Below are 23,138 nucleotides of genomic sequence, written 5' to 3'. Positions count from 1 at the left end.
TAAACTATTACGACGTTTTTTTGTTATAATTTAGTAGGTAACGATTTTATACTTGTATGAGTATAGTTAAGAAAGAAAGTAGGTCAGATTTTGACTTTAACACATAGAAGAAAGACCCGTGCTGTCATGGTTGGTGAGGGGCCAAATGCCGTCATTATTGGTGGTCGAAACAAAGTGATTTTGCAGTCCATGTGTACGACGAAGACACAAGATGTTGCAGCGACGGTTGAGCAGATCAATCAACTGGAAGAAGCGGGCTGTCAATTAGTCCGTGTTGCTGTGCCTGATATGGAAGCAGCAATTGCGATTAAAGAGATCAAAGCTCAAATCAATATTCCTTTAGTAGCAGATATTCACTTTGACTACCGCTTGGCTTTGCAGGCCATCGAGTCAGGTGTTGATAAAATTCGAATTAATCCAGGTAATATTGGTCGTAAAGACCGTGTGGCTAAAGTTGTTGAAGCTTGTAAAGCACACAATATTCCGATTCGTATCGGGGTCAATGCTGGTTCACTTGAGAAGAAATTTTTGCAAAAATATGGTTATCCAACTGCCCAAGGGATGTTGGAATCTGCGATTGAGCACGTTGAAATCCTAGAAGAATTGGATTTCCATGATATCATCATCTCAATGAAAGCATCCAATGTTGAGTTGGCACTTGAAGCTTATAAATTAGCTGCTGAACGCTTTGACTACCCCCTTCATTTGGGGATTACAGAGGCAGGTCCTTTATTCTCTGGCTCTGTTAAATCAGCTGCTGGTATGGGGGCGCTTTTGTCACTTGGTATCGGCGATACCATGCGGATTTCCTTGTCGGCTGATCCACGTGAGGAGATCAAAGTAGGTCGTGAAGTCATTAAATCATTTGGTTTGATTGATAACGCAGCAACACTTGTATCTTGCCCAACTTGTGGTCGGATTGAAATTGATTTGATTCCAATTGCGCAAGAGCTTGAAGAATATATCGCCAACATTAAGGCGCCAATCACCGTAGCGATTCTTGGTTGTGGGGTTAATGGTCCTGGTGAAGCGCGTGAAGCTGACATTGGTCTTGCAGGTGGTGCTGGTAAAGGCATGCTTTTCAAAAAAGGTAAGATCATCAAGACCGTGGATGAAGCGGTTATGTTAGAAGAATTTAAAGCTGAAATTGATGCCATGTACAAACATTACCAAGAAACCGGTAAATTGCATGACGATGAAACAGTTGATGCTACAGAAGAGAATTAAGTCTAAAATAATCAAAGAGATTGAGACAATGGTTCTCAGTCACTGAAAGAGAGAAGCAAATTAGGTAATCAAATTTGATTGGGCTAATTTGCTTTTTTCTTGTTTTACAGAAAAATAATACCGATTTGGTATAAAATCAGCAAGTTTTTAACCAAGTTACTTTACAAGGTATCAAAAAGTGACACAAAAATAGACTATGATTAATTTCAATCAACATCAAAAATCATTCATTGTCTAATTATAGAGACATTTTTTATAGTCTCTTTGTAGCATGTCAACAGTAAAAACAAAAATAAGTAAAAACCGAACAATTGCTTTGGATTATCTTCAAAATCATAGTATTTTACTATATTTTACTTCGTAATAAGTGTAAAATAAAGGTCATGAGATGTTTCTAAAGTCATATTATTTCAATTAACAGACATTTAGGAATCACAGAAAAATTTAAAGAATGGTGCAAAATGACTTACGAAGTAAAATCACTTAACGAAGAATGTGGTCTATTTGGTGTTTGGGGCCATCCCGAAGCTGCTAGACTGACTTATTTTGGTCTGCATGCCTTGCAACATCGAGGCCAAGAAGGTGCTGGCATCATTTCAAATGACAATGGGAAACTCAAAGGTCATCGTGATCTGGGTCTCTTATCAGAAGTCTTCAGAGATGAAAAACATCTTGAAAAATTAACAGGTCAATCCGCAATCGGCCACGTCCGCTATGCCACAGCAGGTTCAGCATCAATTGATAATGTGCAGCCATTTCTCTTTAATTTCTACGATGGTCAGCTTGGCCTTTGCCATAATGGTAATTTGACCAATACGCGAACATTAAAACGTGAGTTAGAATCCAAAGGCGCGATTTTCCACAGTAACTCAGACACGGAGATCCTCATGCACCTCATCCGTCGGGGATTTTCGACCAACCTTATGGATAATGTCAAATCTGCACTTAACACGGTAAAAGGCGGATTCGCCTACCTCTTGATGACAGATGATAAAATCATTGCAGCCCTCGATCCAAACGGCTTTCGTCCACTCTCAATCGGGCAACTGACGAATGGTGCCTACGTTATTGCTAGCGAAACCTGTGCCTTGGATGTTGTTGGTGCAACCTTTGTTCAAGACGTCTTGCCTGGTCAAGTCGTGACCATTGACGCTAAAGGTGTCCATGTGGATACCTATACGACTGATGTAGACATGAAAATCTGTAGCATGGAATTCATCTATTTTGCGCGCCCTGATAGCAATATCAATGGCGTCAATATCCATACCGCTAGAAAAAATATGGGTCGTCTCCTAGCCAAAGAAAACCCACATATTGAAGCAGATATCGTCGTCGGTGTGCCTAATTCATCGCTTTCTGCAGCCTCAGGTTTTGCAGAAGAATCAGGGCTCCCTTACGAGATGGGCTTGGTTAAAAACCAGTACATCCAACGCACCTTCATCCAGCCCACCCAGGAATTGCGTGAACAAGGCGTTCGGATGAAACTCTCTGGTGTTCGCAGTGTCGTCGCAGGCAAACGCGTCGTTATGGTAGATGATTCGATCGTGCGTGGCACAACCTCAAAACGAATCGTCAAACTCCTTAAAGAAGCAGGCGCAGCAGAAGTTCACGTCGTCATCGCAAGCCCGCCCCTTGCCTATCCATGTTTCTATGGCATTGATATCCAAACACGCCAGGAGCTGATTGCAGCCAACCACACCGTGCCGGAAATCAATGAAATCATCGGCTCAGACAGCCTCCATTTCTTGTCGATTGACGGCCTCAAAGACGCTATCGGCTTAGGTGATCAAATCTGCACCTCTTACTTCGATGGCATCTACCCAACCCCACTCTATGATTACGAACACGATTATAATCTCGGGTTGAAAGAAAAAGTATCCTTTTATTAAGCTGGAAAATGTAGTCTGAGTTCATGCTCAGACTGCATTTTTATCATCTAGAGACTTGCAGACCAAGCAAACAGTCGCTGAGTGCAATTCTGGCAACTCATGAAAAGGGATATGCTATAATAAATTATGAATATTTTACCGAAAGACTTTAAGATTGGGGCACGGACGGTTAAGACAGTCATTGCAGCAAGTCTAGCCATTATCATTGCCAATCTATTCCATCTACAATATGCTACAGCTGCTGGAGTGATCGCGATTTTGAGTGTTGGCAATACCAAAAAATCAACTTTTAAAAGCGGCAAAAATCGCCTGCTTAATTTTTTAGCTGCCATGGTTTTGTCAGTTATTTTGTTCTCAATCTTAGGGCATTCAGTTTGGGTCTTTGGTGTTTTTCTCCTGATTTTCATCCCCTATTCGGCGGCATGTGGCATGTCAGAAGGCATCGCACCTAATGCTGTTTTGGTCACGCATCTTTTAATTGCACCCCAAATCACGCCACAACTTTTGTTCAATGAATTTCTCCTGAATTTTATCGCCATTTCCTTAGCCTTTATTGTTAATATCAAGATGCCCAATTTTCAAGCAGAATTATCAGAACGAGAAAAGCGCGTGGAGCACCATTTTCGGGATTTGTTTAAGCGTTTGAGTTTTATCATGGCCAAACAAACTGAGCAAGTTCATTTTTTACATAAGGTAGAAGATTTAGAACTGTATATTTCTGATAGCTTGGTCTTAGCAAGAACTCATATGGATAACCGTTTTGGTGATGGTGCAGGGGCAAGTTATGATTACTTTGCCATGCGTGCGACACAAGTTGAAATTTTTCGTGAAATCACTGAGATTTTACTGCAAATTGAAGTCACCGTACAAAAAGAACAACTGACAGCCCTGGCCCAACTATTTAAAGCGATTGGTAAAAACTATGCCAAAGAAAACGATGGCCAAGCCCTCATGCAGCAAGTTGAAGAAACCTTAGATACCTATCGAGCGAGTGACCTACCTAAAACACGGGAAGAATTTGAAGCCCGCGCCAGACTTTTTCAAATTTTACAGCTAATCCAGACCTTTGTCCAAATTAAACGCGATTATATGCATTTAAGTCAAGAAAGACAACAAAAATAGCTCAAAATATTTGATTAATTGACTCTATATATTAGAAAGTGAAACCTCAGTACCATGACTAAAAAACAAATCGAATCTTGTTTACTGCTGATATTAACAGCATTTATCTGGGGTATCGCCTTTGTCGCCCAGAAAGTCGGTACGACAGATGTTGGCCCACTGACCTTTAGTGCTAGCCGTTATTTTCTAGGTGGGCTTGCCGTCTTACTCTGCGCCTATTTCTTTGCCGACAAAAACATGACTAAGGCTAAACTCAAAACGTCTTTACTAGCAGGAAGTTTTTGTGGTGTCCTTTTGTTCATCGCGAGCTTCCTCCAACAAATCGGGATTCAGTACACGACTGTTGGCAAGGCTGGTTTCATCACCACGCTTTATATCATCATCATCCCCTTGATCGGGCTAGGCTTCAAGAAAAAAGTCAGTCTACGCATCTGGGTGAGTGTAGCCATTGCACTACTGGGCATGTATCTTCTTTGTCTAGCGGGTGGTAGCTTCACTGTGCAAACCGGTGATTTCTATATTTTCTTTTGTGCCATCGGCTTTGCCTGCCAAATCCTTTTTATAGATTATTACCTGCCCAAAGTCGAGCCGATTTACTTCGCTATGACCCAGTTCTTCGTCGCTGCGCTGATCTCCCTCATTTTACTGCCCTTTTTTGAGCCCCTTGAACTATCAGGGATCATCTCAGCTAGGGTCTCAATCCTCTACGCTGGTTTAATTTCAGCAGGGATCGGCTATACCTTACAGATTATCGCCCAAAAGCATGTCAAACCTGTTGTGGCTTCCATGATCATGAGCCTAGAAGACGTCTTTTCGCTTCTTGCAGGCTTTATCATCCTAGGAGACCGCTTATCTAGTCGCGAACTCATCGGCTGTGCGCTCGTCTTTACCGCCATTATCCTAGCCCAACTGCCGACCAAGTCGGCCAATGCTAAGACAGACATCATGACAGAGATGCTTTAAAATCAAGACAAGAAAAAATCCGCTATCCCAGTCAGCTAGACAGCATGACTCAGATAGGGGATTTTTATGATAAGGCCAAAACTACCTTACTTGACAAACATGGCGTCACCAAAACTAAAGAAGCGGTAGTGTTCATCAATGGCGTGTTGGTAGGCTTCTAAGACAAATTCACGGCCAGCAAAGGCGGAAACTAACATAACCAAAGTAGACTTAGGCAAGTGGAAGTTGGTTGAAAAGGCATCAACGACTTGGAATTTGTAGCCTGGCTTAATGAAAATATTCGTCCAGTCGCTATCGGCTTGGACTTTACCACCAAATTTTTGGGCAACAGATTCAAGCGTACGGATTGATGTTGTCCCAACGGCAATCACACGTTTGCCCGCAGTTTTTGTGGCATTGATAATGGCAGCAGTTTCTTCAGGTAGGATATAAAATTCACTATGCATATCATGTTCTTCAATGTTATCAACGCTGACAGGACGGAAGGTACCGAGACCAACATGCAAGGTCACCCAAGCAATGTTCACACCTTTGGCTTTAATCTGAGCCAAGAGGTCATCCGTAAAGTGAAGACCAGCTGTTGGTGCGGCTGCGGAACCATTTTCTTTAGCGTAGACGGTCTGGTAGCGGCCTTGATCTTTGAGTTTTTCGTGGATATAAGGTGGGAGCGGCATTTCACCCAGACTTTCGAGGACTTCTAAGAAGATGCCATCGTAGTTAAAAGTGACGATGCGGCCACCATGGTCTAGGGTGTCGTCAACAACCGTTGCTGTCAAACGACCATCACCAAATGAAATCACAGTGCCATTTTTCAGCTTCTTAGCGGGTTTAGCAAGCACTTCCCAGGTGTCGTCCACCGTATTTTTTAGGAGGAGAAGCTCGATATGACCGCCCGTATCGGCTTTTTGACCATGGAGACGGGCAGGTAGGACGCGGGTATTATTCAGCACCAGTGTATCACCAGTCTCTAACTCATCGATGATGTTATAAAAATGTTGATCCGTCATCGTCTGCGTCGCCTTGTCAATAATAAGCAGGCGGCTTTCAGAGCGTTTCTCTAGAGGAGTTTGGGCGATCAGGGCTTCGGGTAAATCAAAATTAAAGTCTTCAATATTCATAAAATAAATTATATCACTTTTGAGATGTAAATGCTTGACAAATTAACGCAAAAGTATTATAATTGGTCTATACCAATAATTAATAAAGCTTCGCATGAAGGAGAGACTATGAAAATCATTAAAGTTAAAGATCAACTCGAAGGGGCTAAAGTCGGCCTTGACATTTTAAAAGAACAAATCGCCGCTGGTGCGCAAACATTTGGTTTGGCTACAGGCTCAACACCCGTTGAATTTTACAACCAAGTCATCAACAGCGACCTTGATTTTTCTGATAAAACATCTATCAACCTAGATGAGTACGTCGGTCTTGATGGTTCTGATGAACAATCATACCGTTACTTCATGAGCCAACATTTGTTCAACGAAAAACCATTTAAAGAAAACTTCTTGCCTGATGGTAAAGCAGCAGATTTAGAAGCTGAGACAAAACACTACGATTCTATTATCGATGCACATCCAATTGATTTCCAAATTTTGGGTATCGGTCACAATGGTCACATCGGATTCAACGAACCTGGTACACCATTTGATAGTACAACACATGTTGTAGATTTAACTGAAAGCACAATCAATGCCAACGCCCGTTACTTTGAGTGTGAAGCAGATGTGCCTAAAAAAGCGGTCTCTATGGGAATCGCAAGCATCATGAAATCTAAAACAATCGTCCTCATGGCTTGGGGTGAAGGTAAATCTGAAGCCATCCAAGCAATGGTTGAAGGCGAAATTACTGAAAGCATGCCAGCCTCAATCCTCCAAAAACATGATGATGTTATCGTGATTGTGGACGAAGCAGCTGCTAAGTTGTTGAAATAAAATCAAGTTAGTCTATTAAACATTTGATATTAATCAGGTGTTTTTTTACATAAACAAATTAGTAAAATTTCAGATATTGTCTGGATTTTTGAGTTAGTCATACGAATTTTAGACAGATGATAATATAAAAAATCTCCTTGCAATTCAAAATTGCAAAGAGATTTTTCAATTAAACATTCAAAACCTTATTCAAAAAGTCTTTCAAGCGTGGATGTTGTGGATTTTCAAAGACTTGATCGGGCGTGCTGTCTTCTAAGATTTCACCACCATCAGTAAAGATGACACGGTTGGCAACCTTACGTGCAAAGCCCATTTCGTGGGTAACAATCAGCATGGTCATGCCTTCTTTTGCAAGTTCTTGCATGACTTCAAGCACATCGCCAACCATTTCTGGATCAAGCGCTGAAGTTGGCTCATCAAAAAGCATGAGATCAGGATCCATAGCAAGTGCACGCGCAATCGCAACACGTTGCTTTTGACCACCAGACAAGCTCTCAGGCATAGCATCTGCCTTATCAGAAAGACCAACTTTTTCAAGTAAGTCGAGGGCTTTGGAATGCGCCTCATCCTTGGTCATTTTCTTAAGCTCAAGTGGTGCATAAGTGATATTGTCGATTACCGACATATTAGGGAAAAGATTGAACTGCTGGAAGACCATTCCAACCTCTTGACGCACTTGGTTGAGATTAGTCTTTTTATTGGTCAAATCATAACCATCTACAATGACTGTCCCAGATGTGATTTCTTCTAACCCGTTTAAGGTTCTTAAGAAGGTTGATTTACCAGAACCAGAAGGACCAATGATACACACGACATCGCCTTCGTTAAAGCGGGTTGTAATGCCTTTTAAGACTTCATTATTGCCATAAGATTTATGCAAATCTGTGACATCAATTTTTAATTTTGCCATTATTTCATATTCCTTTCAAGTCGACGTGCAAAGATGGTTAAAGCAAGAATGACGACGAGATAGATGATTGCGATTAAGCCGTAAACTTTAAATGATTGGAAGTTGCGGGCAACGATGATTTTACCCGTTTGGAGTAATTCAATCAAACCAATCGCTGAGATAATCGTTGTATCTTTCAGTGAAATGATGAATTGGTTAACCAAACTTGGAATGGTAATTTTAACCGCTTGTGGGAGAATGACGCGACGCATCGTTTTAACATAAGAAATCCCGAGAGAGCGTGAGGCTTCCATTTGACCGATTGGCACAGAGTTTACACCACCACGGACGATTTCAGCTATGTAGGCTGAAGCATTTAAAGTGAGGGCAATGACACCTGCAACATAATCGTTAAGTGGGCTAGAATGTCCTGTAATTGATTCGATTAGGTTTGGTACACCGTAGAAGATGAAAATAGCCAAAACCATAAGTGGCACACCACGGACAAGATCGACATAGACTCTTGTGAAGCCTTTCAAAAACTTGCTTGGTGAAACGCTAAAGAGCCCGAAGATGACACCAATCAGTAAAGCTAAAACAAAGGAAACGATGGTTAAAGAAAGTGTATAACCAAGGCCTTGTGCTAGTTGTTGCCAGTTGTTTTTGATGATACCGATCATCGTAGATTCGTCGACTTTATTATCGTCAGAATCTGTATTCCCCATATATTTTTCAACGATTTTATCGTAGTCACCGTTCGCTTTGAGTTTAGCGAGACCAGCATTGAACATGGCGAGTAATTCAGGATTTGTGCCTTTTTTAACAGCAAATCCGTATTCCCCAATTTTTTCAGGCTCGATAGGTGTTGCAAACTTCTTACCTTGTAAAATCGCATATTTGACAACAGGCTCATCATCCATGAAGGCATCAATAGAGCCAGTGTTCAAGCTTTCGTACATGGTGTCAGCGGCATCGAAAACTTTAACGTTGTAACCATATTTATCTTTATTTTTATCAATAAAAGCTTGTGACGCTGTTCCGTTTTTGACACCGACTGTTTTGCCTTTCAAATCCTTATAAGATTTGATATCAGTGGTTGTACTTTTAACTGCAACCGTTGCATTGGCTGTGAAGTAAGGATCTGAGAAATCGAAAACATTTTTACGTTCGTCTGTGATGGACATTCCAGCAATCATACCATCAGCATGACCAGCTTGTGTTTGGTCAACGGCAGTTTGGAAGCCAACGAAATCTAAACTAACATTGAATTTTTGTTTTTTGGCAATCGCCTTCATTAAATCAACGTCAATACCAACATATTTTTTAGCTGAGTTCTGGAATTCAAATGGGGCAAAAAGCGAATCAGATGCAATCCGATACTCTGACTTAAGAGGTTTAATCTCTTTATCAGCATCAGTAGCAGTGTATTTATTTAAAATCGCATCATAGCCGCCATTAGCTCTGAGTTCTTTCAAGGCCTTATTAAAGCCAGTAATCAGATCAGCATGCGTTCCTTTTTTGACAGCAAAACCGTAGTCACCAATTTTTTCACCATCCATATTGATTTCAAAGGCTTGCCCTTGATTGATGGCATATTTGAGAACAGGTTCATCATCCATAATGGCATCAACTGCACCAACTTTTAAGCTTTCATAGAGTTGAGAGCCTTCATCGTAGGTCTTGATTGTATAGCCATATTTATCTTTGTTTTTTGTCAGAAAATCTTGTGACGCCGTGCCGTTTTTAACGCCAACTGTTTTACCTTTTAGCTGTTTATAGGCCGTAACTTTATTGCCTTGTTTCGTGGCAATGACGACTGATGACGCATAATAAGAATCAGAAAAATAGAAGACTTTTTTCCGTTCATCTGTGATGGACATCCCAGCAATGACACCATCTGTCTGACCAGCATTAAGTTGATCTAGAGCAGCTTGGAAGCCAGGGAAAGATTGGTCAAGTTGCCAACCATTCATCTCAGAGATTTTTTGCATCAAATCAACATCAATGCCGACGTAATTTTTATTGGCATCTTGGAACTCGAAAGGTGCATAGGTTGAGTCACTAGCTATTTTTACCACTTTATTTTCGGCTTTAACTGCAGTTGCCGAGAACAAGGCGATGAAAACCGTGAGGAGTATCAATAATTTCTTCTTCATGTTTGGTTCCCTTTCAAAATATTCAAACTATATTCCTTCCCATTCTATCATAAAAATGCGTGAAAATAAAGAAGGTTTTTTATGGTATGTCACTTTTCCTGACATCTCTTGTTAATTTTATCATTGTCAAAAATTTCGAATACATTGCAGTCATTGACAAAAAAGTAAACAAAAAGCACCTTGAGTGGGTGCTCAGTGTTATTTTTAAAAAATGAGTAAATCTTTGGATGTTTGAGTAAAACTTTTAGCACCAGTTTCTGCCACATAGAGGCAGTCCTCGATGCGCACACCCACTTGGTTAGGAATATAAATACCAGGTTCAATAGAGAAACACATGCCTTTTTCGATGGTAATATCTTCGCTACCACCAATAGACGGAAACTCATGCACATCCATACCAATCCCATGGCCAGTCCGATGTGTGAAGTACTCGCCATAACCAGCTTTCGTGATCACATCACGCGCCACTTTATCGACTTCAAAAGCCGTCACACCAGGTTTCACAAAATCAAAAGCAGCTTGTTGCGCCTCACGTGTAATCTCATAGATTTTCCGATCAAAGTCACTCGGCTGACCAATGGCAATCGTCCGGCTGGCATCAGAAGCATAGCCATTAGACATGACACCCAAGTCAAAAAGTAAGAGTTTATTTTGCTGAATGGCAACTGCTTCAGGCACACCATGCGGATTAGCTGCACGCGCACCAGTTAAAACCATGGTATCAAAACTCATCTCAGAAATGCCCTGACGCTTCATTTCAAACTCGATCTTTGCGACCACATCCATCTCAGTCAACCCCTGCTCAGAGGAAGCAAACTGAAATCCGATGTCAAAGCATCTATCCGCATAATCACCCGCGACGATCATTTTTTGGATCTCATCATCTGACTTAATCAGGCGCATCCGGTTGATCAATGGTGTCAGGTTTTCAAAAGAGATGCCGTCAAAGACGGATTTCAAACCGTCAGATTTACTGAGAATCAGGTGATCATATTCGACTGCAATTGTTTTGATGTTGAGACTAGCTAAGTGGGCCTTAATTTTTGCCCAAGGATTTTCGCTGTCCGCATAACCGATGACATCAAAATTAACATGAGCCTTGGCTTTTTCAACTTCAAGCTCAGGCGTGAAAAGTAGTGGTGTGCGATCAGGGAAAATCATCAAGCCTAAAATCCGTTCATGAGGATCCATCGCAAAACCTGTCAAATAATTAACAGTCGTTGGATTGGTGATAAAAGTCATATCCCAATTTTCTTTGCCGAGATATGTGGCAATTTCAGTAAGTTTTGTCATACCTCTATTTTGCCACTTTGTGACTCAAATTGCCATACTAAAATACGTCATAGTTATCTAATAAAGATTGAAAATTGAAACAAATAGAATGGTTTTTAGGTAGATCGTATGTTATAATAAAATTGTCAATCATGTTTTACAAATCGAAGGGGGCCTTATGTCACAGACAACGACAACACTAGCAGCATTACAAGCCAAGATTCATGCTAAAGATCCAAATCAGCCAGAATTTTTGCAAGCCATTGATGAATTTTTTGCTAACCTCACACCATTTTTGGAAGAACATCCAGAAATTTTAGAACATAATTTAGTCGAGATGATTACGGAACCTGAGCGTGCCATCCAATTTCGCGTGCCTTGGCAAGATGATGCTGGAAAATGGCAAGTCAACCGTGGCTTCCGTGTGCAATTCAATTCAGCAATCGGTCCGTATAAAGGTGGTTTGAGATTTCATCCATCAGTTAACTTGTCCATCCTGAAGTTTTTAGGTTTTGAGCAAATTTTTAAAAACGCCCTAACTGGTCTCCCAATTGGTGGCGGTAAAGGTGGGTCAGATTTCGATCCTAAAGGCAAGTCTGACGCTGAGATCATGCGCTTTTGTCAGAGCTTTATGACAGAATTGCACCGTCATATCGGTCCTAACTTGGACGTCCCAGCTGGTGACATCGGTGTGGGCGGACGTGAAATTGGTTACATGTACGGCCAATATAAACGCTTGCGTGGTAACGACCAAGGCGTTCTGACAGGTAAAGGTTTAACTTTTGGTGGCTCTTTAGCACGAACAGAAGCGACTGGATATGGCCTCGTTTATTTTGTAAAACATCTCTTAGCAGATCAAGGGGATAGCTTTAAAGATAAAAAAGTCATGGTTTCAGGTAGTGGAAATGTTGCCATCTATGCGATTGAGAAAGTCCATGAACTCGGTGGACTTGTTGTGACGGTATCAGATTCTTCTGGTTATATCTATGATCCAGCTGGGATTGATCTGGCCCTCTTGAAAGAGATTAAAGAAGTGAAGCGTGCGCGTTTGACAGAGTACGTTAAAGCTAGACCTGAAGCTGAATATATTGCAGATCAATCTGTTTGGACGCATCAAGTCGCTGCTGAAATTGCGCTACCATGTGCCACACAAAATGAAATTTTACCTGAACATGTGGCTGGCTTGATAGCAAATGGGGTTAAGATTGTCGCTGAAGGCGCTAATATGCCTACGACACTAGAAGCGGTTGAACTTCTGCAAGTAGCTGAAGTAGTTTACTGTCCTGGTAAAGCAGCAAATGCAGGTGGCGTTGCTGTGTCAGCCTTGGAAATGAGCCAAAACTCCGCACGTTTATCATGGACATTTGAAACAGTAGATCAAGAATTAGACAAAATCATGAAAATGATCTACGAAAACTGTCGCGATACGGCCCAAGAATTTTGTTTGGATCATAATTTATTGGCTGGTGCCAATATCGCTGGTTTCAGAAAAGTTTCTGAAGCGATGCTAGCCCAAGGCCTCGTTTAAGAACAAAGTATAATCAAATAACAGACACGCAGTTCGGAGAGGTGTTAGAGTGGTTTTGTTTGAATCACGATGACACTTTTGCAAGGCGTGTTTTTGTGTATTTTTTAACGGTAAAGCACTCTGATAACAAGGATATTCTTGTCTAAGGAGTTATTTTAATTAAAAATTGAATTTTTTTGAAAAAAAGATGCAAAAGTTCTTGAAAACCTTTTCATAAAGTGATAAAATATATAGGAATGAAATGAAAATATTATTTTCATGAAAAGAGATACAATATAAATAAGGAGTATGTAAAAATGGAAAGCGAAACAATTACAATATACGATGTCGCGCGTGAAGCTGGCGTCTCGATGGCAACGGTCAGCCGTGTTGTCAATGGTAATCAAAATGTGAAAGAAACAACACGCCGCAAGGTTTTAGACGTCATCGAACGTTTAGACTACCGCCCAAATGCAGTGGCTCGTGGTCTGGCCTCTAAAAAAACAACAACTGTTGGTGTCGTGATACCCGACATTGCCAACAGCTATTTTGCGAGTTTGGCGCGTGGGATTGATGACATCGCGACCATGTATAAATATAATATCGTCATTGCAAATTCAGACGGTGATGATGGTAAAGAAATCAACGTAGTCAATACTTTGCTTGCCAAGCAGGTTGATGGGTTGGTTTTCCTCGCGCACAACTTGTCCGATAAAATCCGTGCGGAATTCTCACGTACACGTACGCCGATTGTTTTGGCTGGAGCTGTTGATCCAGAAGATCAAATTCCGTCTGTTAATATCGACTATACGGTAGCAACTAAGGAAGTGACCTTAGAGCTTGCGAAAAACAATCAAAAAATTGCGCTGGTTGCGGGTCCGATGGTTAACGCAATCAATGGTAAAGAACGTTTGTCCGGCTACCAAGCGGCTTTGGCTGAGGCTGGCCTGACTTTTTCTGAAGGACTTGTTTTTGAAACAACTTACAGCTATCCTGCAGGTTTGAAATTGGCAGAACGGGTTAAGGCTTCTGGCGCTACTGCAGCTGTCGTAACGGATGATGAAGTAGCCGTTGGCTTGTTAAATGGCTTGGTTAATAGTGGTGTGAATGTCCCTGAAGACTTTGAAATCATCACAGCCAACAACTCAGTCATCACAGAATTCACACGTCCGACGCTATCATCTATTGAGCAACCATTATATGACTTAGGTGCAGTATCAATGCGTCTCTTGACTAAAATGATGAATAAAGAAGAAGTTGAGGGCAAGCGTGTGATTTTACCACACGGTTTTGTCAAACGTGGCTCAAGTAAATAAATTAAGATTAGAAGATTAAGTTAAAATTCTTCTAAATAATAGGCTATGAATGATTTCCGATGATTATCGAAAATCATTCATAGCCTATTTTTGTGTAACTTTCGACAAATTGAAAATTAGCATGATGAATCGTGAGAAACAATACGAAATTGGTAAAAACACTCTTTCATTGAAATGATAAGGTAAGTCGAGTAGAAGGTTATATAACAAAGTGAGAGCATAGAGGGAACACAATGTCTACTATATTTATAAAATTGAAAGAAAAATGACTGACATTCATGTTATAATGATGGAAAGCGCTTTATTGCTATTGGAACGATTATATTAACTCCCCCATAGATTGACAGAGGTTATCATGTCTAAAAAAGTCACACTTTCAACACTTGTTGTTTTAAATTTCATCATCTACATCTCCCTAGGCTTGCCAGACTCTATTTTAGGGAGTGCCTGGCCCAGTATGCGTCAGAGCTATGCCATGGGTGCTAGTCAAGTCAGCTACCTGACCACAATCATGCTCCTCTTTTCATTCTTCTCTAGCATGCTCTATACTAAAATTGCGAAATATTTAACGGTAGCCCAAGTCATCTTGATGAGCATGCTTTGTGTCATTATTGGCTTAATCCTCATGATCGTGAGCTCAAACCCCATCGTACTTTTCATATGCACACCCTTTATGGGCATCGGACAAGGGGCAATTGATGTTACCGTCAATCACTTTGCGGCCAAACATTTACCCAGCTCACTTATGAGTCTTCTCCATGGATTTTACGGGGTTGGCGTCAGCATGAGTGCTGCAATTTTGACATTCTTCCTATCTAGTTTTTCAAGTTGGTGTTTAGCTATCGGTACCATTGCCTTGCTTGAAATATTGATCTTGTTGCTGATTTTTGTCTATCGCAGTCACTTCGCTGAACGTGATGTTGCTACCTCTGAGCGTGAGGATAAACCAGATGCGGGTTTAAGTCAGACTTTTCAGCTCAGACATCTCATCAATCCTATTTTTTATTTCTTTTATGCCATAGAAGCAGTTATGGGGATCTTCCTAGCGACCTACTATGTGGAAAATTTTCAGGTCAACAGTGCCCAGGCTGCCTTCTATACTACCCTATTTTGGTTAGGCCTGATGGTTGGACGATTCGTTACAGGTGCGCTAACGCGCTTCATGACGGATAAAACAATCATTTACAGTCATTTAGGACTTTTGCTGTTGATGAGCATAACCCTCTTCTTCCCACCTGGTTTTTATACAATGGCATCAGTCTTTTTGATAGGTTTGGCGATGGCGCCCCTCTATCCGTTGATGATGATGTTACCCAATCAAATGTATCCAGAGCCCATTGCGCAAAAGGTCATCTCTTATAATGTCGGATTTTGTATGTTAGGGATTCTTGTCTTTCCCTTGTTATTTGGGGCCTTATTTAAAGTCATGAATTTTAGCATTTTTCCTGCTTTAATCTTGCTCTTAACGGTGATTTTATCAGCCTTAGTCCTCTTGATTAATCAACAACAGAAAAAATAGCTCACCAAAGCTATTTTTTTGACATTCTATTTTGACTTGTATCTAAATAGTGTTATAATCTATTTAGATACAAAACGAAATAGAATAGGAGGGAATGGTTGATGAGTTTACAAGTAACCCTTAAGGCAATATCAAATCCAGTTCGTCGAGATATTTTGACGCTGCTAAAGTCAGGCCGTTTATCTGCTGGTGAGATTAGTGAGCAGTTTAGTTTGAGCAGCGCCACGATTTCAAATCATTTGAAACAGTTGAAAGTTGCCGATTTGATTCGTGAAAGTAAGTATAAAAATTTTATCTATTATGAGTTGAATCTCAGTGTGTTTGAAGAAACCATGCTGTGGTTGAAAGGTTTTACAGGAGAAGGAGAGACTGATGAAATATAAAAAATTGTTATGGCCAACGGTGATTGGCTTACTCCCCATTTTAATGGGCTTGGCTGTTTATTCGAAATTACCAGAGAAGATGCCCATACATTGGGGATTAGATGGCGAACCCAATGGCTATGCGACGAGATTGGCAGGGATTTTGATTTTACCGTTGATCATGGTTGGGGTTAACGTTATCGTTCAATTTAGCCTAGAATCGGCATCAAAAAAAAATCTTAAACTGGAAAAATTGATGCTCTGGTTATTACCAATCCTTTCAGTGACATTTCAGTCTTTAACCTTGAGTCAAGCGCTTGGCTATCACTTAGATATTGCTTTGATTACGATGGTGACGGTCGGTATCATCTTCATCCTCTTAGGTAACTATATACCTAAGACATCTCAAAATAGAGTCGCTGGATTCCGTTTTCCGATGACTTTGTCTAATCCAGACAATTGGCAAAAAACGAACCGTTTAGGTGGGATGATGCTTGTTATTTCTGGTATTATAATGATCTTAGGAGGGGTCATCAGTACGTGGTATCCAATAGTCGCTGTTTTAACATTTATTGTCATTTTATTTTTGATTATCCTAGTACCCTTATGATATTCGATTAGATTAGCTAGAAAATGACAGTTTAAAAATCGTCAACTTAAAAATAGTTCAAAGTCTTGATTTTGAGCTGTTTTTTTATAGTTTTAGTCTATGTTTATACTTGACATTATACTATTTATTGTATAGTATTATATTGTATAGAAATTAGTATAGAAAGGTGTATCATATGACGATTCAAATACCAACGGGTCTATTAGACGGTAGTGTACTTGCGATTCTTGACAGCCAAGATATGTATGGCTATCTCTTGACCAAAGAGATCCAAAAACACGTCAATGTGTCTGAATCCACCATGTATCCCGTCCTGCGCCGGCTACAAAAAAATGGCGACTTAATCACATACGATGAACCCTTTGAGGGACGTATGCGACGGTACTATCAGATTACACCATTGGGCCAGCAACATTTAGCAGAGATAAAGCAGGAGTGGCAAGCCTTTTCAAGGGGCATCAGTGAGATTTTAGGAGGTGCAAAATGACATATTTACAGGATTTGGAAACGAATTTGAAGGCCTTACCCAAGGCAGAGATCAAAGACGCCATGCTCTATTATGAGCAGTATTTCTATGAAGGTCATCTATCAGATGGGCAGGCCGTGGCGGAGTTTGGCACGCCTAAAAATCTGGCGCGCCGCTTGGTTGCAGATTATTATATGGATGAGGCGCGTGATATCCCAGAGGAAAATCAGAAATCGCCACTTGGGCTGGCTAAGATTATTACTCTTGCCCTACTCGCTTCACCGATTTTGATACCTGTTGCGATTACTGTTGTCGCTCTAATTTTCGCCATCGTTGTGACGTTTGCGGCTCTCGCTTTTTCAATCGTTGTGACCCTCGGGGCATTAGGTTTTGCAGCAGTGCTCGGTATCGTTGGCGGGATCTTCATCCTAACGCAATCTCTATTAGGAGGTCTCTTCTATATCTCGGCAGGTATCTCCGTGATTGGTGGTCTAATCTTGCTTTGTCCAGCCGTTACAGCCATGGTTAAAGGCTGAAGCAAGGAGTGTTCGTGATGATTCGTTGGATTGGCAAAAAAACAATAGGCAGAAAGGGGTTACACCATGACGCATAAAAGAAAGATGATTATAGGTGCCCTGTTACTCACATTAGGTACACTTGCTGCTATTGTAATTTGGCAATTTGAAAAACCAGGTAGCTTGGTTTGGGATCATGGCTTTAAGTATCAGACTGAGCAAAAAATGCCAGGTAAACTTGTAAGGCATGAACTGCCAGTAGATCCTTCAAAAATTGCATCCCTTGCGATTGATGTTAAAAATGCAGATGTTAAAGTTGTAAAGGGCGAACAATTTAAGGTGACGACACAAAACTGGTCATCGAAAGTTACAACCCAATTCAGTTTTGATGATGGTCAGTTAACCGTTAAAGATAGCGAAAGTGAAGTGAGACGTCTTAATTTTGGTATTGGAATTGTCATTAGATCTAACCAAATTACCATTACCTTACCTGAGTCACAGTATCTTTCACTAATTCTTGCTAAAAGTCGCAACGGTGATCTGGATTTTGACCATGTGTCTGTTAAGGCGGCAGAAATCACGGCTACAAATGCAGATGCAAAGTTTGAACGAGCTAAGTTTGATAACTTGACTGTGAGTAATACCAACGGAGATATCCAGTTGAAACAAACGACGATTGCGTTTGGTGGTAAAATTACCAACCAAAATGGTGATATTGAGATTAAGGATAGTCGGTTGCCTGATTTTTATGCTAAGACCAAATGGGGCGATGAAGATATCCGAGTGTCTGGTGCTCCGAGACAGAGTGAGCAAAGTCAGGCCAATTTTGTAGTGACAGCCCAAAATGGTGATATTGAGATTGACTAAGTAAAGTTCCAACCGATTTTGATGTGACCTCCAAAAGTTAGATTAAACAACTAACATTTGGAGGTCTTTTCTTATGACAAAATACTCTTTTGAGTTTAATCTCAAAGTTGTGAATGTTTATCTTTCAGGAGGTTATCGGTTCTTAACTGAAAAATACCATGTGAAAGATAGAAAGAAAATTCATCATTGGGTCAATACTTATAAAGAATTTGATACAGATATGTTAAAGCAATGTATAGATGAAGGTGCAGACTATGATCTTGTCATCGCCATCGGTTCTATCATAATGATGAAAATGGTCAGTCAGCTCACGAAAACCTATGGCATTAAGACAATTGTGAGCATGAATCAAGTCATGGTAGATGGTACGGGCATGTGTGGGGGGTGTCGCGTCACAGTTGATGGTAAAATTAAATTTGCATGTGTTGATGGACCAGATTTTGATGGGCATCAAGTTGATTTTGATGAGGCCATGAGAAGACAGACCATGTATCAGCAGTAAGAAAAAGAAGCAGTAGCAGGACACATTTGCCAAGGAAAGGAGGCGAAAAATGGCTGAACAAGCCTCTAATATCAGAAATAAAAACTTTTTAGAAGTATCCGTAGGTTACACTTAAGAAATGGCTACAAAAGAAGCCAAAAGATGTCTGCAATGTAAAGCTAAACCATACGTTGGGGGGCACCATCAATGTCTGGATTCCGGAATTTATTAAGCTTGTCGCAGCAGGAGATTTTGAATGGGCATACGATAAAATCAAGCAACCAATAATTTACCAGCTGTATGTGGTAGGGTTTGTCCTCAGGAAGGTTAGTGTGAAAAGTTTTGTGTTCGATCGAGACGTGGAGAAGCAGTTGGCATTGGACGGTTGGAGCAATTTGTTGCCGACTAGAACCTAGCTAATCGACCAGTTAAGGCAGAAAATATTCCATCAAATGGTAAAAAAGTAGCGGTTATAAGCTCAGGTCCTGCAGGTTTGTCTTTTGCAGCTGATCTAGCAAAAGCCGGCTATCAAGTTACTATATTTGAAGCTTTTCATGTGCCTGGTGGTGTGCTGATGTACGGTATTCCAGAAGTTAGACTGCCTAAAGCCTTGGTACAAAAAGAAATAGATGCAGTCAAGCAACTAGGCGTGACCATCAGAACAAACATGGTCATCGGTACGGTACTATCTTTGGTTGACTTAACAGTAGAAGGTTACGAAGGCATCCTTGTTGGTTCTGGTGCAGGTCTACCGAGCTTTATGAAGATTCCAGGTGAAAATCTCAATGGCGTTTATTTGCTAAGGAATTTCTGGCTCGTATTAACTCTGATGAAAGCCTACAGTTCCCAGAAACGGATAGACCCGTCAAGTCGGGATTATCGTCGAGGAAGAAACGGGTGCAAGTAAGAAATCGGCTAAGGCGATTGATGATTATTTGCAAAATATAGGCTAGTTTTAATTTGATGTTAGCTATTAGATGTTTTAAATGAAATCGCAAACTGTGGCTTCTTTTATTTGTTCAGAAATCGCATATCCTAGCCTTTTGTGATATAATAATGCTATGATTATTACGATTTTAATTTTAGCAATTTTAATTTGGGCCTACTTAGTTGGTCAGTCGCGTGGGCTTGCACTGCAAGGCTACTATACGCTAGGGTCATGGGTAGCGATTTTTATCGCCCTCAAAAATTACCAATCCCTAGGTGAAAAAATAATCTTGTGGGTGCCATTTGCCTCAGCCACATCAGACAGTAAATTAGCTTTTTATACATCAAAGCTCCTTTTTGAGATTGATCATGTTTTTTATGCTACCTTAGCATTTTTGGTTGTCTTCCTTATTGTCTATGGTATCGTGCGCTTAATTGGTATTTTTCTGAGTGCCCTTGAAAATAAAATCATCCTTGGTAAGGGAGGCAACATCATCGCTGGCGCCTTGGCGGTTTGCTGCGTTTATTTTGTTTTGTCACTTGGTTTGATGGTCTTGTCGACTATTCCGATTCCCTTAGTTCAAAATCAATTGGCGGGCAGCGGGCTAGCCCGCGTTATGCTAGTGAACACGCCGTTTTTCTCTGGTTGGCTACAAGAAACCTTTATCACACAGATCACACACATTAAAGTATAGAAATAACGATGAATAAAAAAATACTAGACATTTTAGAGTTTGACCAGATCAAAGCACAGCTTGCGCAGTCGCTTTCGACATCACAAGGTCAAGCAGAAATGGCAAACCTCTCTCCTATTTCTGACAAAGTTCGCATCCAGAAATGGTTTGATGAACTTTCAGAATTTGGGACAATCGTCCAAGAAAATGGTCCAGTCCCCTTGTCCAATACAGCTGATTTGACGGAAATCCTCCGTCGAATTGAGTTGGATGCGAGTCTGGCCAGTCAAGAATTTGCGAAAATCAAAAAAGTTCTGCGTTTAGCCAATGAAACGCGGCGTTTTTTTGAGCAAGCCGTTAACGTCAGCTTCCCTATATTAGGTCAGACCATCGACAAATTTGTAGATGTCTCATATCTTTTAGGGATTTTACAAGTTATTGATGCTGCAGGCGCGCTTTCAGATACAGCTTCAGATAAACTCTTTACCCTGCGCCAAAATATCAAGAAAGGTGATGCTGAAGTCAAGAAGATTCTAGCAGAAATCCTCTCTAAATCTCAAGCAAGTCTGACAGAAAGTATCATTACCATCCGTCAAGGCCGTCCCGTTTTACCAGTTAGAAGTGACAGTAAAAATAAAATCCCTGGGATAGTGCATGATATGAGTGCCTCAGGTCAAACCTTCTATATCGAGCCTAACCGTGTTGTTCAGCTCAATAACGACATCGCTCAAAAGAAAATCGAAGAAAAAAACGAAGTGGCGCGTATCTTGCGAGAACTAGCTGAAGCGATTAAACCTCATATTGATGACATTCGTCAGAACACATGGTTGATCGGTCAGATCGATCTCATTAATGCCAAGTATCGTTATCAAATCGCCCAAAAAGCAACTGTTCCTCAAATTTCTGACCATAAAGCCATCAAGCTTTATGCTGCAAGACATCCCTTGATTGATCCTAAAATCGTTGTGGCAAACGATCTTCTATTCGATCAGACGCTTGAAACGATTGTCATCACAGGGCCAAATACCGGTGGTAAAACGATCACTCTGAAAACGCTGGGTGTCGCACAGTTGATGGCACAGTCTGGCCTGCCGATTCTGGCTGATCTGGGCAGTCAAGTCGGGATCTTCACTGAAATCTTCGCTGACATCGGCGACGAGCAGTCGATTGCCCAAAGCCTGTCGACCTTCTCAAGTCACATGACCAATATCGTTAAGATTTTGGATCAGGTGGATGCCAAGAGCCTTGTCCTCTTCGACGAACTAGGTGCAGGAACCGACCCTAAAGAGGGCGCAGCCCTAGCAATTTCAATCCTAGACTTTCTCAAAACGAAACATGCGAAAACGCTAGCCACCACCCATTATCCCGAGTTAAAAGCCTATGGTGTCGAATCAGTCGGCGTGGAGAATGCCTCAATGGCCTTCGATTTGGATAACTTCCGCCCAACCTATCGTTTGGTTCAAGGTGTACCTGGACGCTCGAACGCGCTTGAAATTTCACGGCGCTTAGGCTTGCCATCTCAGATTTTGGAGGAAGCCGCAGGCTTTTTGACCGAGGATGAACACGACGTCAACGTCATGATCGCCTCGTTAGAACAAAAAAATCAAGAGATGACCGAGTCAGCGAGACAGATCAAGTCGCTAGAAAAAGACAATCAACTCTTGCATCACGACTTGACACGAGCGCTTGAAAACTTTAACCGCGACCGCGAAAAAGAGCTCAATAAAGCGCGCCAAGAGGCGCAAGATATCGTTAAAGTAGCCGTTGAAGAAGCTGATCATATCCTGAAAAACTTGCAGGAAAAATCCTTACTCAAACCGCATGAAATCATCGATGCCAAGCACCAATTAGGTGAGTTAGCACCTGAAATTGTCGACTTATCGAAAAATAAAGTCCTCAAAAAAGCTAAGGCCAAACGTGGTCTCAAGCCAGGTGTCGAAGTCTTGGTTCTGTCCTATAATCAACGCGGGAATTTGGTCAGACTGGCAAAAGACGGCCGTTGGGAAGTTCAGATGGGCTTGATCACGACCAAACTTTCAGAGGACGAGTTTGAGCCGGTTGAACCAGAAGAGACAGTTAAGAAAGTTAAGACCAAGGCTGTTAAAAAGACAGTTACCTCTAACATCAAAGCCCAACTTGATCTGCGTGGCGTCCGCTATGAGGAAGCACAGAAGATGTTGGATGACTATATGGATCAGGCGCTGCTTGCCAATCTTCACCAGATTACGATTGTCCACGGTATAGGGACGGGTGTTATTCGTGATATGGTAAGAGAGTATTTGCAACGCTCACGCCATGTCAAGTCTTATACCTATGCACCGCAGAATGCTGGAGGTAGTGGGGCTAGTATTGTTACTTTGAAATAAAGAATTGATTAGGAACGCTGGATTATTTTCCAGTGTTTTTATCGTGTAATTATATTGAGAGTACTGACGTTAAGTCAAG

Annotated in this window: 21 protein-coding genes; 17 read left to right on the top strand and 4 right to left on the bottom strand. The window is 41.1% G+C overall.

What is annotated here, in order from left to right; translation table 11 throughout:
* The first annotated feature begins 90 nt into the window (after positions 1-90).
* The 4 genes from ispG to LRA01S_RS04505 all read left to right on the top strand — a co-directional run bounded on the left by ispG (position 91) and on the right by LRA01S_RS04505 (position 5,201).
* Positions 91-1,227, top strand: a complete 1,137-nt coding sequence (ispG, locus tag LRA01S_RS04520; protein WP_082785387.1) for a flavodoxin-dependent (E)-4-hydroxy-3-methylbut-2-enyl-diphosphate synthase — start codon at positions 91-93, stop codon at positions 1,225-1,227.
* A 461-nt stretch (positions 1,228-1,688) separates the two neighbouring features.
* Complete coding sequence (gene purF, locus LRA01S_RS04515) at positions 1,689-3,116, top strand: amidophosphoribosyltransferase (RefSeq protein WP_061774429.1); 1,428 nt, start codon at positions 1,689-1,691, stop codon at positions 3,114-3,116.
* A gap of 126 nt (positions 3,117-3,242) precedes the next feature.
* Complete coding sequence (locus LRA01S_RS04510) at positions 3,243-4,238, top strand: aromatic acid exporter family protein (protein ID WP_061774428.1); 996 nt, start codon at positions 3,243-3,245, stop codon at positions 4,236-4,238.
* Positions 4,239-4,292: 54 nt separating this feature from the next.
* Entirely contained in the window at positions 4,293-5,201 is a 909-nt protein-coding gene (locus LRA01S_RS04505) for a DMT family transporter (protein ID WP_061774427.1), read from the top strand.
* A gap of 86 nt (positions 5,202-5,287) precedes the next feature.
* On the opposite strand, the gene queA is transcribed toward LRA01S_RS04505, so the two are convergent.
* Positions 5,288-6,319 (bottom strand): tRNA preQ1(34) S-adenosylmethionine ribosyltransferase-isomerase QueA, encoded by a 1,032-nt coding sequence (queA, locus tag LRA01S_RS04500; RefSeq protein WP_061774426.1) that lies wholly within the window; start codon positions 6,317-6,319, stop codon positions 5,288-5,290.
* A gap of 108 nt (positions 6,320-6,427) precedes the next feature.
* Between queA and LRA01S_RS04495 the strand changes: the two genes are divergently transcribed.
* Positions 6,428-7,132 (top strand): glucosamine-6-phosphate deaminase, encoded by a 705-nt coding sequence (locus tag LRA01S_RS04495; RefSeq protein ID WP_061774425.1) that lies wholly within the window; start codon positions 6,428-6,430, stop codon positions 7,130-7,132.
* A 169-nt stretch (positions 7,133-7,301) separates the two neighbouring features.
* On the opposite strand, the gene LRA01S_RS04490 is transcribed toward LRA01S_RS04495, so the two are convergent.
* The 3 genes from LRA01S_RS04490 to LRA01S_RS04480 form a co-directional block, all read right to left on the bottom strand.
* Positions 7,302-8,042, bottom strand: a complete 741-nt coding sequence (locus LRA01S_RS04490) for an amino acid ABC transporter ATP-binding protein (RefSeq protein WP_061774424.1) — start codon at positions 8,040-8,042, stop codon at positions 7,302-7,304.
* Complete coding sequence (locus tag LRA01S_RS04485; RefSeq protein WP_061774423.1) at positions 8,042-10,177, bottom strand: ABC transporter substrate-binding protein/permease; 2,136 nt, start codon at positions 10,175-10,177, stop codon at positions 8,042-8,044. Before LRA01S_RS04485 ends, LRA01S_RS04490 begins: the two co-directional genes overlap by 1 nt.
* A gap of 204 nt (positions 10,178-10,381) precedes the next feature.
* Positions 10,382-11,470: a M24 family metallopeptidase gene (locus LRA01S_RS04480; protein ID WP_061774422.1), complete on the bottom strand. Its 1,089-nt coding sequence runs from the start codon at positions 11,468-11,470 to the stop codon at positions 10,382-10,384.
* Positions 11,471-11,627: 157 nt separating this feature from the next.
* Here LRA01S_RS04480 and gdhA point away from each other — a divergent pair, with 157 nt between their 5' ends.
* The 12 genes from gdhA (at position 11,628) to LRA01S_RS04415 (ending at position 23,059) form a co-directional block, all read left to right on the top strand.
* A complete protein-coding gene (gene gdhA / locus LRA01S_RS04475) occupies positions 11,628-12,977 on the top strand; it encodes an NADP-specific glutamate dehydrogenase (RefSeq protein WP_061774421.1) in 1,350 nt (449 codons plus the stop codon).
* A 296-nt stretch (positions 12,978-13,273) separates the two neighbouring features.
* Positions 13,274-14,272, top strand: a complete 999-nt coding sequence (gene ccpA / locus LRA01S_RS04470; protein ID WP_061774420.1) for a catabolite control protein A — start codon at positions 13,274-13,276, stop codon at positions 14,270-14,272.
* Between the two features lie 355 nt (positions 14,273-14,627).
* A complete protein-coding gene (locus LRA01S_RS04465; protein ID WP_061774419.1) occupies positions 14,628-15,791 on the top strand; it encodes an MFS transporter in 1,164 nt (387 codons plus the stop codon).
* Positions 15,792-15,892: 101 nt separating this feature from the next.
* Complete coding sequence (locus LRA01S_RS04460) at positions 15,893-16,174, top strand: autorepressor SdpR family transcription factor (protein WP_061774418.1); 282 nt, start codon at positions 15,893-15,895, stop codon at positions 16,172-16,174.
* Positions 16,164-16,763 carry an SdpI family protein gene (locus tag LRA01S_RS04455; protein ID WP_061774417.1) on the top strand — a complete coding sequence of 200 codons (600 nt, stop codon included), beginning with the start codon at positions 16,164-16,166 and terminating at the stop codon, positions 16,761-16,763. Before LRA01S_RS04460 ends, LRA01S_RS04455 begins: the two co-directional genes overlap by 11 nt.
* Before the next feature lie 175 nt (positions 16,764-16,938).
* Entirely contained in the window at positions 16,939-17,250 is a 312-nt protein-coding gene (locus LRA01S_RS04450; protein WP_061774416.1) for a PadR family transcriptional regulator, read from the top strand.
* Positions 17,247-17,765 (top strand): DUF1700 domain-containing protein, encoded by a 519-nt coding sequence (locus LRA01S_RS04445; RefSeq protein WP_061774415.1) that lies wholly within the window; start codon positions 17,247-17,249, stop codon positions 17,763-17,765. Before LRA01S_RS04450 ends, LRA01S_RS04445 begins: the two co-directional genes overlap by 4 nt.
* Before the next feature lie 66 nt (positions 17,766-17,831).
* Positions 17,832-18,611 (top strand): DUF4097 family beta strand repeat-containing protein, encoded by a 780-nt coding sequence (locus LRA01S_RS04440; protein WP_061774414.1) that lies wholly within the window; start codon positions 17,832-17,834, stop codon positions 18,609-18,611.
* 73 nt (positions 18,612-18,684) lie between these two features.
* Complete coding sequence (locus LRA01S_RS11400; protein WP_082785386.1) at positions 18,685-19,113, top strand: iron-sulfur cluster-binding protein; 429 nt, start codon at positions 18,685-18,687, stop codon at positions 19,111-19,113.
* 421 nt (positions 19,114-19,534) lie between these two features.
* Positions 19,535-19,999 carry an FAD-dependent oxidoreductase gene (locus tag LRA01S_RS11210; protein ID WP_303620937.1) on the top strand — a complete coding sequence of 155 codons (465 nt, stop codon included), beginning with the start codon at positions 19,535-19,537 and terminating at the stop codon, positions 19,997-19,999.
* 154 nt (positions 20,000-20,153) lie between these two features.
* Positions 20,154-20,714 carry a CvpA family protein gene (locus LRA01S_RS04420; protein ID WP_061774411.1) on the top strand — a complete coding sequence of 187 codons (561 nt, stop codon included), beginning with the start codon at positions 20,154-20,156 and terminating at the stop codon, positions 20,712-20,714.
* Positions 20,715-20,722: 8 nt separating this feature from the next.
* Positions 20,723-23,059: an endonuclease MutS2 gene (locus LRA01S_RS04415; RefSeq protein WP_061774410.1), complete on the top strand. Its 2,337-nt coding sequence runs from the start codon at positions 20,723-20,725 to the stop codon at positions 23,057-23,059.
* Positions 23,060-23,138: the final 79 nt, after the last annotated feature.

This window comes from Pseudolactococcus raffinolactis NBRC 100932 (assembly GCF_001591765.1).
In the GTDB taxonomy this organism is placed as follows: domain Bacteria; phylum Bacillota; class Bacilli; order Lactobacillales; family Streptococcaceae; genus Pseudolactococcus; species Pseudolactococcus raffinolactis.
The sequence above is the reverse complement of the archived record's forward strand: the minus strand, read 5'-3'. Positions and strand labels throughout refer to the sequence as shown.

What these genes read in the sequence shown, in the direction of transcription:
- purF (WP_061774429.1), top strand. Translation starts at nt 1,689, where the DNA reads ATGACTTACGAAGTAAAATCACTTAACGAAGAATGTGGTCTATTTGGT.
- LRA01S_RS04510 (WP_061774428.1), top strand. Translation starts at nt 3,243, where the DNA reads ATGAATATTTTACCGAAAGACTTTAAGATTGGGGCACGGACGGTTAAG.
- LRA01S_RS04505 (WP_061774427.1), top strand. Translation starts at nt 4,293, where the DNA reads ATGACTAAAAAACAAATCGAATCTTGTTTACTGCTGATATTAACAGCA.
- queA (WP_061774426.1), bottom strand. Translation starts at nt 6,319, where the DNA reads ATGAATATTGAAGACTTTAATTTTGATTTACCCGAAGCCCTGATCGCC.
- LRA01S_RS04495 (WP_061774425.1), top strand. Translation starts at nt 6,428, where the DNA reads ATGAAAATCATTAAAGTTAAAGATCAACTCGAAGGGGCTAAAGTCGGC.
- LRA01S_RS04490 (WP_061774424.1), bottom strand. Translation starts at nt 8,042, where the DNA reads ATGGCAAAATTAAAAATTGATGTCACAGATTTGCATAAATCTTATGGC.
- LRA01S_RS04485 (WP_061774423.1), bottom strand. Translation starts at nt 10,177, where the DNA reads ATGAAGAAGAAATTATTGATACTCCTCACGGTTTTCATCGCCTTGTTC.
- LRA01S_RS04480 (WP_061774422.1), bottom strand. Translation starts at nt 11,470, where the DNA reads ATGACAAAACTTACTGAAATTGCCACATATCTCGGCAAAGAAAATTGG.
- gdhA (WP_061774421.1), top strand. Translation starts at nt 11,628, where the DNA reads ATGTCACAGACAACGACAACACTAGCAGCATTACAAGCCAAGATTCAT.
- ccpA (WP_061774420.1), top strand. Translation starts at nt 13,274, where the DNA reads ATGGAAAGCGAAACAATTACAATATACGATGTCGCGCGTGAAGCTGGC.
- LRA01S_RS04465 (WP_061774419.1), top strand. Translation starts at nt 14,628, where the DNA reads ATGTCTAAAAAAGTCACACTTTCAACACTTGTTGTTTTAAATTTCATC.
- LRA01S_RS04460 (WP_061774418.1), top strand. Translation starts at nt 15,893, where the DNA reads ATGAGTTTACAAGTAACCCTTAAGGCAATATCAAATCCAGTTCGTCGA.
- LRA01S_RS04455 (WP_061774417.1), top strand. Translation starts at nt 16,164, where the DNA reads ATGAAATATAAAAAATTGTTATGGCCAACGGTGATTGGCTTACTCCCC.
- LRA01S_RS04450 (WP_061774416.1), top strand. Translation starts at nt 16,939, where the DNA reads ATGACGATTCAAATACCAACGGGTCTATTAGACGGTAGTGTACTTGCG.
- LRA01S_RS04445 (WP_061774415.1), top strand. Translation starts at nt 17,247, where the DNA reads ATGACATATTTACAGGATTTGGAAACGAATTTGAAGGCCTTACCCAAG.
- LRA01S_RS04440 (WP_061774414.1), top strand. Translation starts at nt 17,832, where the DNA reads ATGACGCATAAAAGAAAGATGATTATAGGTGCCCTGTTACTCACATTA.
- LRA01S_RS11400 (WP_082785386.1), top strand. Translation starts at nt 18,685, where the DNA reads ATGACAAAATACTCTTTTGAGTTTAATCTCAAAGTTGTGAATGTTTAT.
- LRA01S_RS04420 (WP_061774411.1), top strand. Translation starts at nt 20,154, where the DNA reads ATGATTATTACGATTTTAATTTTAGCAATTTTAATTTGGGCCTACTTA.
- LRA01S_RS04415 (WP_061774410.1), top strand. Translation starts at nt 20,723, where the DNA reads ATGAATAAAAAAATACTAGACATTTTAGAGTTTGACCAGATCAAAGCA.